Origin of the sequence: Pseudomonas sp. KCJK9016, assembly GCF_046231795.1 — a bacterium.
Lineage (GTDB): Bacteria > Pseudomonadota > Gammaproteobacteria > Pseudomonadales > Pseudomonadaceae > Aquipseudomonas > Aquipseudomonas bananamidigenes.
Genome location: NZ_JBJJMM010000019.1, coordinates 119,972 through 129,727 on the forward strand (window position 1 = coordinate 119,972; position 9,756 = coordinate 129,727).

Below are 9,756 nucleotides of genomic sequence, written 5' to 3' on the forward strand. Positions count from 1 at the left end.
ATGAGTTTCTCGAACAAGGAACAGGGTCACGTTGAAGAGCGTTTGCTGCCCAAAGCCAGGGACATCGATGCCCTGGTGCGCGCAGAACATCAGGACCCGTTTTCCATTCTCGGCCCCCACGGCGATGGCGCCGGCGGGCAATTCATCCGGGCCTATCTGCCCGGTGCGTTGAGTGTCACGGTGCTGGACAAGGATTCTGGTGAGGAGCGCGGTCCGTTGGAGGCGACCGAGACGCCCGGGCTGTTCGTCGCCCATTTCAAGGATGTGCGACCTTACCTGTTGCGCACCCGTTGGGCCGGTGGCGAGCAGGTCACGGAAGATCCCTACAGCTTTGGCCAGTTGCTCGGCGAAATGGACCTGTACCTGTTCGCCGAAGGCAATCATCGCGACCTCAGCAGTTGCCTCGGTGCGCAGTTGAAAACCGTCGATGGCGTCGACGGCGTGCGGTTTGCCGTATGGGCGCCGAATGCCCGGCGGGTGTCGGTGGTGGGTGATTTCAACGTCTGGGACGGGCGCAGGCATCCGATGCGGCTGCGGCATCCGTCCGGGGTCTGGGAGTTGTTCATTCCACGCCTGCAGGCGGGCGATCTGTACAAGTATGAAATTCTCGGCGCCCACGGCATCCTGCCGCTCAAGGCCGACCCGATGGCACTGGCCACCAGCCTGCCGCCGGACACGGCTTCCAAAGTCGCTTCGCCATTGCAAATCGACTGGCAGGATCAGGACTGGATGACCGGCCGCCGCGAGCGCCAGCAACACAATGCACCGCTGTCGATCTACGAGCTGCATGCCGGTTCCTGGCAATGCGAGCTGGACGATCTGGGTGAAGTGTCCCGCCAGTACCGCTGGCCGGAACTGGCCGAGCGACTGATTCCCTACGTCAAGGAACTGGGCTTCACCCACATCGAACTGATGCCGATCATGGAGCACCCGTTCGGTGGCTCCTGGGGCTATCAGTTGCTGTCGCAATTCGCGCCGAGCGCGCGTTACGGCACGCCGGACGAGTTCGCAGCGTTCGTCAACGCCTGCCATCAGGCTGACATTGGTGTGATTCTAGATTGGGTGCCGGCGCATTTCCCGACCGATGTTCACGGTCTGGCGCAGTTCGACGGCACGGCGTTGTACGAATACGGCAACCCGCTGGAAGGTTTTCATCAGGACTGGGACACGCTGATCTACAACCTGGGTCGTACCGAAGTGCACGGCTACATGCTGGCCTCGGCGTTGCACTGGCTGAAGCATTTCCATGTCGACGGGTTGCGGGTCGATGCGGTGGCCTCGATGCTCTATCGCGACTATTCGCGCAAGGCCGGGGAGTGGGTGCCCAATCGTCACGGTGGCCGGGAGAATCTGGAGGCCATCGATTTCCTGCGCCACCTCAACGATGTGGTGGCACTGGAGGCGCCGGGGGCGCTGGTGATCGCCGAGGAATCCACGGCTTGGCCGGGCGTCAGCCAGAGCACCCAACAGGGTGGCCTCGGTTTTTCGTACAAGTGGAACATGGGCTGGATGCACGATTCATTGCATTACATCCAGCAGGATCCGGTGTACCGCGCCCATCACCACAACGAGCTGAGCTTCGGCCTAGTGTACGCTTGGTCCGAGCGCTTCATCCTGCCGATTTCCCACGATGAAGTGGTGCACGGCAAGCACTCGCTGATCGACAAGATGCCCGGCGATCGCTGGCAGAAATTCGCCAACCTGCGGGCCTATCTGAGCTTCATGTGGACTCATCCGGGCAAGAAACTGCTGTTCATGGGCTGCGAGTTCGGCCAGTGGCGCGAATGGAATCACGATCAGCAACTGGACTGGTATCTGCTGCAGTATTCCGAACACAAAGGCGTGCAGAAACTGGTGACCGACCTCAACCGTTTGTATCGCGATGAACCGGCGCTGCATGAGCAGGATGATGCGCCGCAAGGGTTCCAATGGCTGATCGGTGACGACGCGATCAACAGCGTCTACGCCTGGTTGCGCTGGAGCAGGGACGGATCGCCAGTGCTGGTGGTGGCCAACTTCACCCCGGTGCCGCGTCAGTCGTATCGGGTCGGTGTGCCGTTTGCCGGGCGTTGGAACGAGTTGTTCAACAGCGATGCCGACACGTATGCCGGTTCCAATTACGGCAATGGCGGCGGGGCGTTTACCGAAGAGGTAGCCAGCCACGGTCAGGCGTTGTCGCTGGAGTTGAACCTGCCGCCGCTGGCGGTGTTGATTCTCAAGCCCGAGGGTTGAGGTTCAACCTGCGGGAGCAGACGGCTTGCTCCCGCAGGTAAGCCGAGAGCGCACTTGCCAGCGCATCCGCACCCCCAGACTGCCGATCAACTTACCTGTTTGTCGGGCCAATCACGACGAAGGCTCTACAAACAGGATTTTTTCTGCCATCGCTGACCTGCCCACGGCCCGGTCGCCGATGGCATGTTGGCGTTACGTGGCTGGGTTAACCTGTCAATATTTCGGTTACAAATGCACTTCGACGGCCAGCGGCAGGTGGTCCGACAGATGAGTCCAGGGCTTGTTGCCGAGAATCTGCGGGTCATGGCTGCTGGCATTGCGCAGGTAAATCCGATCCAGTCGCAGCAACGGGAAACGTGCAGGGTAGGTTTTGGCCGGTCGTCCATGGTGGCGTTCGAAGGCTTCGTGCAAGTAGTCACGACGGGCGAGGGCGGCGTTGCCCTGCATTTGCCAGTCATTGAAATCACCGGCGATGATCACCGGCGCCTTGTCCGGCAGGGACTCCAGCAACTGGCAGAGCAGCTGCAGCTGCAATTGCCGATGACTTTCCAGCAGGCTCAGATGCACGCAGATGGCATGGACTTCGGCATGCCCCGGCACGTCCAGGACGCAATGCAGCAGGCCGCGCCGTTCGGGGCCGGTGATCGAGACGTCGAGGTTGCGGTATTCGCGGATCGGGTATTTCGACAACAGGGCATTGCCGTGATGGCCGTCCGGGTAGACGGCGTTGCGTCCGTAGGCAAAGTCGCTCCACATGCTGTCGGCGAGAAACTCGTACTGCGAGGTCTGTGGCCACTCGTTGTAGCGACTGGAATGCCGTTCGTGTTCGCCGACCACTTCCTGCAGAAACACCAGGTCGGCGCTGGTACTGCGCACCGCTTCACGCAATTCGGGAAGGATGAAGCGCCGATTGAGTGCTGTGAAGCCTTTGTGTGTATTGACCGTCAGCACGCGCAGGCGATGGGTGACGGACGGGTTCAAGGGCTTTGCGTCGATGACATGACGCTTGGGGTCGCTGGACACGGTCACTCCTCTGAATCATGACTGCCTGTTCATGCGACTGGCCGCAAGGCCGGGCAGTTCACTTTGAGTGATGCCCGCCGCCGTCGATCAATCCACGAAAACGATTTCATAAGGCAAACGCATTCGCTCCAGAATAGCCTTGGGCAACAGCGGCGCAATGCCGATGGCCGGTTCGCCGTTGAGCTGGCTGGCGTAGGCATGGGTGGCGTGACTCTTGCGCGCGACCGTCCAGGTGTCGAGGCGTAGCTTGCGTGCCCGGTGCCAGGGAATCTGTGCCTGATCGCGTTCCGGCCAGTGCCAGGCCCAGACCGGCACATCGTGGTAGGCGGCGCCGACCTGGCGTGCGGCCTGTGCGCTGGCCCGGCCGACCACTTCATGATCCTCGGCACCGTCTTCGCGCCAGGTGCTGAACACCACGTCGCCGGGGCGCAGGTAGCGGGAGATGAATTCGGTCAACTGGGCTTCCTGGTCGAGCAGCGCATTGTCGGTGAAGCCCCCGCGCACCCACTTCAGGCTGTGCATCGGCAGACCCAGACGGCGCAGGGCCTCGACACTTTCCTGGGGGCGAAACACGCTCAGGCGCTTCTCCGACCACTGACGCGAACCGGGATGGCTGGCACTGCCATCGGTGATCGACAGCAATTGCAGGGGATGGCCAAGGCTGCACAGCAGCTGCAGCAGACCACCGCAGGTGACCACTTCGTCCCCGGGATGAGGAGCGATGACCACGGCGCGGGCGCCGGCCGGAACCAGATTATGGGTGCTGATGACGGGAATGTTGTCGAGTTGCGCGGCGCTGTTCCAGATTTGTGCAGGCAGGCCGCTTTCATTCAGCGATAACGGTTTCATGGGGCAGGACGTCCTTGTGTCTGGCCTTCCGTCGCGCACGGACGCGTGCTTGACCCTTGAAGGCTGGTTGATAACCCGGCAGCGCTCCGAACCCTGGATTGCCGCGATGCAGAGTATTGCTCAAGACACGCGGTTCGTCGCGTCACAGATCAATCTGATACGCTTTTTTTTATTCAGACTGTGCCAACTGTCGCAGATAGTCGCCGAAACCACCCCGTGCGCGACTGTCGAGACGGGCGCTGGTGACGACCTGGGGGCGATGACTCCAGGCGATGCTGGCCCCGGAGCGCTCGAGTTGCCGGACCAGTTGCACGTCTTCGTCGCAGGCCAGCGCCTGGAAACCACCGGCCCGTTTGTAGGCCTGGGCGCTGATACCCAGATTCGCACCGTGAATATGCCGGTGGCCGTCACACGCCTGGTAATGGTGGTGATACCGGATTTGCGCCGCTTCATCGATCGAGTCATGCCAGTGTTCGACGGTCACCGTTCCACAGACCGCATCCACACCCAGTCCGAGCTGGGCGACCAGCCAGTCGTCGGCGACCCGGCTGTCCGCGTCCGAGCAGGAGATCCAGCGGGCGCCGCGTTCAAGCAGTCGTTGCGCGCCGATCGCCCGGGCCAGACCGACATTGCGGGCGTTGATACTCAATGCCAATACCGGATACTGGCTGACGATCTCCGCCGAACGATCGGTGCAGCTGTCGAGAACGATCAGAATTTCCACCCGCTCGCCGGCCAGCATGGCATGGGTGGCGGCGCGCAGGGCCGCACGCAGGCAGTCGTCGAGCCGTTCTTCTTCATTATGTGCAGGAATCAGGATGCCGATCATCGCAATCCCTCCAGGGTGGCCACTGACCGGGGTTCGCGGCTCCACACCTCCAGCAGGAAATCCGCTTCCTGATGCAGCAGCAGTCGCGGCAGGTGCAACCGTTCATGGATCAGGTCGTGGACCTGACGTGCATTGAGCGGGCAGCCCTCGATGGCCGGCCGCCAATGGCAGGCCAGCAATTGCCCGTCGGCGGTCAGTGAATCGTCGAGTTGGCGGATCACTTCAATCAGGTCGTCCCGGTCCAGGTAATAGCCGATTTCGCTGAATACGATCAGGTCGAACTTCTCCTCGGGCCATTGCCGCGGCAGGCGGCAATGCCGGACTTCGGCGTGATCGAACAGGCTCAACCGGGTGCGCGCCAGTTTGACCGCCGCTTCCGTTGTGTCGCAGCACAACAGCCGGTCGCAGCGTTCTGCCAGGGCCGCGCTCAGTTCGCCATTGGCACAACCGGGCTCGAAGATCGCCCGATAGCGAGGACGCGGCAGGGCGGCCAGCGTAATGGCGCGTTTGCGCTGTTCATACCAGCGCTGGCGAAACGCCCAGGGATCATCGTTGCCACTGAACAACCCTTCAAAGTAGCGATCCTCGACGCTCATAGAAACACCACCTCGAATGGCTGCAACAGTCGATCGAGCACATGAGGCGGGAGCACCGGCGCCAGGCCCGCGTCGGGATCGCCTTCCAGCTGACTGGCAAAGGCATGGATCGCATGGCGCTTGCGCGCTATCTGCATTTTGCTCAGGGCGATTTTCCGCGCCCGCTCCCAGGGCACTCTGGCGTCTTCCGGATCTGCCCAGTGCCAGGTCCAGACCGGCAACTCATGACAGCGTGCGCCGACGCGACGTGCCGCTTCCACGGCGGCGCGGCCAACGGCTTCATGGTCGCTGTGGCCATCCTCGCGCCAGGTGGAGAAGACCACGTCACCCGCCTGCAGATAACCGGCCAGATACTCGCAGAGTGAAGATTCGCGGGCGGCCACCTGAGTGTCGGGGAATCCGCCGCGCAGCCATTGCAGTTGATGCATCGGCAGACCGAGACGGCGCAAGGCCTCGGCGGACTCCTGTGGACGTACCACGCTCAAGCGCTCCACGGGCCAACGGGAGGATCCGGGATGGCTGGCGCTGCCGTCCGTGACCGATATCAGTTGCAGTGAACGTCCGGCACTGGCGAGCCGTTGCAGAAATCCGCCGCAACCCAGCACTTCGTCATCCGGATGGGGCGCGATGATCACCGCCCGTGAACCGGGTGGCACGAGGTCAAGAATGTCGATGCTGTCCAGCGCCGCCAGCTGACAGGAGGTTTGCCATTGCTCCAGGCTCGTTCCATGGCCGACGATCTGATTGCTTTTCATAACGCCCATCCCTCGACCGGTTGCCGGGCGGCCAGTTGGCCGAGAACGGCGAGGTCGCGTTCGGCGTGACTCTGGCGCAGGTACACCGGAAGGTCGGCGATCAGTCGGGCGAAATGCCGGTCCTTGCAGAACGGCCCGGCGCCCAATGCGTGGCCAGTGTCGCGGATGACCTGTTCGGCGGCGTGCTCGACCACTGCACGGACCCGCCGGGCCAGCAGTTCGGCATCGGCCTGGGGGTGACTGTCAATGTCCAGCGCGCTGCTGCGCAGGACCTGCGCGGCAGCCTGCAACGCGCTGTCGACTGCGCCGAGACTGGCCAGTGCGTGAGGTTCTTCACGTTTGGCGCAATGCTGGCGCAAGCGCTCGGCGATGGCCCGTGCGGCCCCGTACCAACAGGCGGCGATGCCGATGCCGCCGTGCCAGAAACCCGGTCGTTGCAGATAGTCACCGGGATTGCCGATGGCCTGGGCCTCCACATTGTCGAACAGCACCTCGACGCTGCCGGTGGCCGCCATGCCGATGGCTTGCCAGCCTTGGTCGGTGATTGTCACGCCCGGTTGATCGAGGGCCACCGCCACCAGTTGTTGGCGATCGTCGTCATCCCAGGCGGTGAGCAGCGCATGGCTGAGCACCGCTGCTCCGGAACACCAGGCCTTGCGTCCGTGCAGGCGCACCATGTGGCCGGAAGGCGAGACCCGCACCCGCGCCTGGGGCGGTTCGGCGGCCCACATGCCCCAGGTGCTGCCGGGTGTCGGCGTGCCGCCGAGCTGATGGATGATCGCCAGGGCATCGGTGTGGCCTTCGTAGAGTTTGCACAGCCCCAGATCATGCCCGCCGACTTCCGACAGCCTTTGCCAGCGCTGCAGCGTGTGGCCGTTAGCGGGCAACGGAAGCCGGTCCAGTCCGGCTTCGACCATCTCCCGCAGACAGCGTCCAAGGGCAGCCGTGTCGCCATAGTCCGGTGCGTGCAATGCCAGATAGTCAGCGAGCTCCATGTCAGTCTTCCTCGTCCCGTTGCAGTTCGAACAACAACAGCGAGCGGCCGGTGACCGAGTACTCATGGCCGAAATCGAAGCGCTCCTGACCGCGAATCGACGGTTGGTTGGTGTCGATCATGCAGGTCCAGTAACGGCCTTCCGGCACTTGCGGCAAGGTGAAATTGACGATGTCGTGATGGGCATTGACGATCAGCAGCAACGTGGCATCGGCCCCTTTGCGGCGAATGCCGGTTTCCTGCGCGCGGCCGTCGAGCAGCATGCCCAGGCAACGGTTGTGCGCGTCGTGCCAGTGTTCGGTGCCCATCTCGGTGGCATCCGGTGCCAGCCAGGTCACGTCCTTGACCCCGATATCCTCGTTGTATTCGCCCACCAGAAAACGGCCGCGGCGCAGGATCGGATAAGCCAGGCGCAACTTGATCAGGCGTTTGACGAACTTCAGCAGCGACTTGCCGTCCTCGCTCAGGTCCCAGTTGACCCAGCCGATTTCGCTGTCCTGGCAATAGGCATTGTTGTTGCCGTCCTGGGTCCGGGCGAATTCGTCACCGGCAACGATCATCGGCGTGCCTTGGGCCAGCAGCAGCGTGGCGAAGAAGTTACGCATCTGCCGGTGACGCAGCGCATTGATTTCCGGGTCGTCGGTGGGGCCTTCGACACCGTGGTTCCACGACAGATTGTTATTGCTGCCGTCCTGATTGTTCTCGTCGTTGGCCTCGTTGTGCTTGTCGTTGTAGGACACCAGATCGTTGAGGGTGAAACCGTCGTGGGCGGTGACGAAGTTCACCGATGAGTAAGGGCGTCGGCCACGTTGATTGAACATTTCCCCGGAGGCGGTCATGCGGCTGGCGAAGTCGGCGAGCTGGCCGTCGTCGCCTTTCCAGAAGGCACGCACGGTGTCGCGGAACTTGTCGTTCCATTCGACCCAGCCCGGCGGAAAGTGGCCGACCTGATAGCCGCCGGGTCCGCAGTCCCAGGGTTCGGCGATCAGTTTCACCTGGCGCAGCACCGGGTCCTGACGGCAGGCGACAAGGAAGCTGTGACGCTCGTCGAAACCGTCGTGATAGCGCCCGAGGATGGTCGCCAGATCGAAGCGGAAACCGTCGACGTGCATTTCGCTGGCCCAGTAGCGCAACGAGTCGGTGACCATTTGCAGCACGCACGGGTGACTCAGGTCCAGGGTGTTGCCGGTGCCGGAATCATTGATATAGAAGCGCTTGTCGTCCGGCATCAGCCGGTAATACGAGGCGTTGTCGATCCCGCGCATCGACAGGGTCGGGCCCTGTTCATTGCCCTCGGCGGTGTGGTTGTAGACCACATCGAGGATCACTTCGAGGTTGGCTTCGTGCAGGTGCGCGACCATTTCCTTGAACTCGGCGATCTTGCCGCTGGCCAGGTAGCGCGGGTCCGGGGCGAAAAACGCGATGCTGTTGTAGCCCCAGTAATTGGTCATGCCCTTGTGCAGCAAATGCTGGTCGTTGACGAAGGCGTGGATCGGCAACAGTTCGACGCTCGATACGCCCAGTTTGCGGATATGTTCCAGCACATCGTCGACCATCAGACCGGCGAACGTCCCGCGCACGTTATCCGGCACCGCCGGGTGGCGCATGCTGATGCCACGCACGTGGGTTTCATAAATGATGGTCTTGTCCCACGGCACGCTGACCCGATGGTCGTTGCCCCAGGTGTGCGCCGGGTCGATGACCTTGCACTTGGGCACGTAGGGCGCGCTGTCACGTTCGTCGAAACTGAGATCGGCATCCGGGTGGCCGATGGTGTAGCCGAACAGCGCTTCGGACCATTTCAGCTGGCCGACCAGCTGCTTGGCGTAGGGGTCGATCAGCAGCTTGTTGTGGTTGAAACGGTGACCGTTCGCCGGGTCGTACGGACCATAGACACGGTAGCCATAAATCAGTCCTGGATGGGCGTCGGGCAGGTAGCCGTGGAAAATCTCGTCGGTATATTCCGGCAGCTCGATGCGTTCGAGTTCGACTTCCCCGGCATCGTCGAAGATGCACAATTCGACCCGGGTGGCGTTGGCGGAAAACAGCGCGAAGTTGACCCCCAGACCATCCCAGGTGGCACCGAGCGGGAAGGGCAAACCTTCACGGATTCGTGTGGGCTCGGCATGGGCGGCGGGCTCGGTTTGTTTTGGACGGGTCATGATTGCTCCTGCAACTGGGGGTGGGCATCAATCCTCTGTGGCAGCGAGCAGGCTCGCCGCCACAGGAAGTTCATTTTTTCAGGGCGAGCGTGCCCCGCGTGGCGAGGGAACCCGCCACGTGTTCATTCAATTCAATGGGGCGTAAAGCTTCAGACCGCCGGGGGTTTACGAGGGGCGCGGGGCTTTTTCTCGGCGGTTTTTTCCGCCCGGGGGATCACTTTTGCGTGCCTCGTCGGTTTGGGCCTTTCCGGCCGCCCCGGGTTTGGTGTTGGTGCCTTTCTTGCGGCGGGGTTGGTGGGGGTGGGTGTGTGCGCGG

The 9,756-nt window shown here is 62.5% G+C and carries 8 protein-coding genes; 1 reads left to right on the forward strand and 7 read right to left on the reverse strand.

What is annotated here, in order from left to right:
• Positions 1–2,232, forward strand: coding sequence for a 1,4-alpha-glucan branching protein GlgB (gene glgB / locus ACK6BI_RS19390; protein ID WP_409318328.1), 2,232 nt, complete (start codon positions 1–3; stop codon positions 2,230–2,232).
• Between the two features lie 225 nt (positions 2,233–2,457).
• On the opposite strand, the gene ACK6BI_RS19395 is transcribed toward glgB, so the two are convergent.
• From ACK6BI_RS19395 to glgX, 7 genes are all read right to left on the reverse strand, one after another.
• Positions 2,458–3,255, reverse strand: a complete 798-nt coding sequence (locus ACK6BI_RS19395; RefSeq protein ID WP_409318329.1) for an endonuclease/exonuclease/phosphatase family protein — start codon at positions 3,253–3,255, stop codon at positions 2,458–2,460.
• 87 nt (positions 3,256–3,342) lie between these two features.
• Positions 3,343–4,104 (reverse strand): PIG-L deacetylase family protein, encoded by a 762-nt coding sequence (locus ACK6BI_RS19400; RefSeq protein ID WP_260523380.1) that lies wholly within the window; start codon positions 4,102–4,104, stop codon positions 3,343–3,345.
• Positions 4,105–4,273: 169 nt separating this feature from the next.
• Positions 4,274–4,933, reverse strand: coding sequence for a glycosyltransferase (locus ACK6BI_RS19405; protein WP_409318330.1), 660 nt, complete (start codon positions 4,931–4,933; stop codon positions 4,274–4,276).
• Positions 4,930–5,529, reverse strand: a complete 600-nt coding sequence (locus tag ACK6BI_RS19410) for an SAM-dependent methyltransferase (protein WP_409318331.1) — start codon at positions 5,527–5,529, stop codon at positions 4,930–4,932. Before ACK6BI_RS19410 ends, ACK6BI_RS19405 begins: the two co-directional genes overlap by 4 nt.
• The gene (locus tag ACK6BI_RS19415; protein ID WP_409318332.1) at positions 5,526–6,284 is read right to left on the reverse strand and encodes a PIG-L deacetylase family protein; all 759 of its coding nucleotides are present in this window, start codon (positions 6,282–6,284) and stop codon (positions 5,526–5,528) included. The genes ACK6BI_RS19410 and ACK6BI_RS19415 overlap by 4 nt, the downstream gene beginning before the upstream one ends.
• The gene (locus tag ACK6BI_RS19420; protein ID WP_409318333.1) at positions 6,281–7,279 is read right to left on the reverse strand and encodes an acyl-CoA dehydrogenase; all 999 of its coding nucleotides are present in this window, start codon (positions 7,277–7,279) and stop codon (positions 6,281–6,283) included. The genes ACK6BI_RS19415 and ACK6BI_RS19420 overlap by 4 nt, the downstream gene beginning before the upstream one ends.
• 1 nt (position 7,280) lies before the next feature.
• Positions 7,281–9,440 carry a glycogen debranching protein GlgX gene (gene glgX, locus ACK6BI_RS19425; protein WP_409318334.1) on the reverse strand — a complete coding sequence of 720 codons (2,160 nt, stop codon included), beginning with the start codon at positions 9,438–9,440 and terminating at the stop codon, positions 7,281–7,283.
• Between the last annotated feature and the right edge of the window lie 316 nt (positions 9,441–9,756).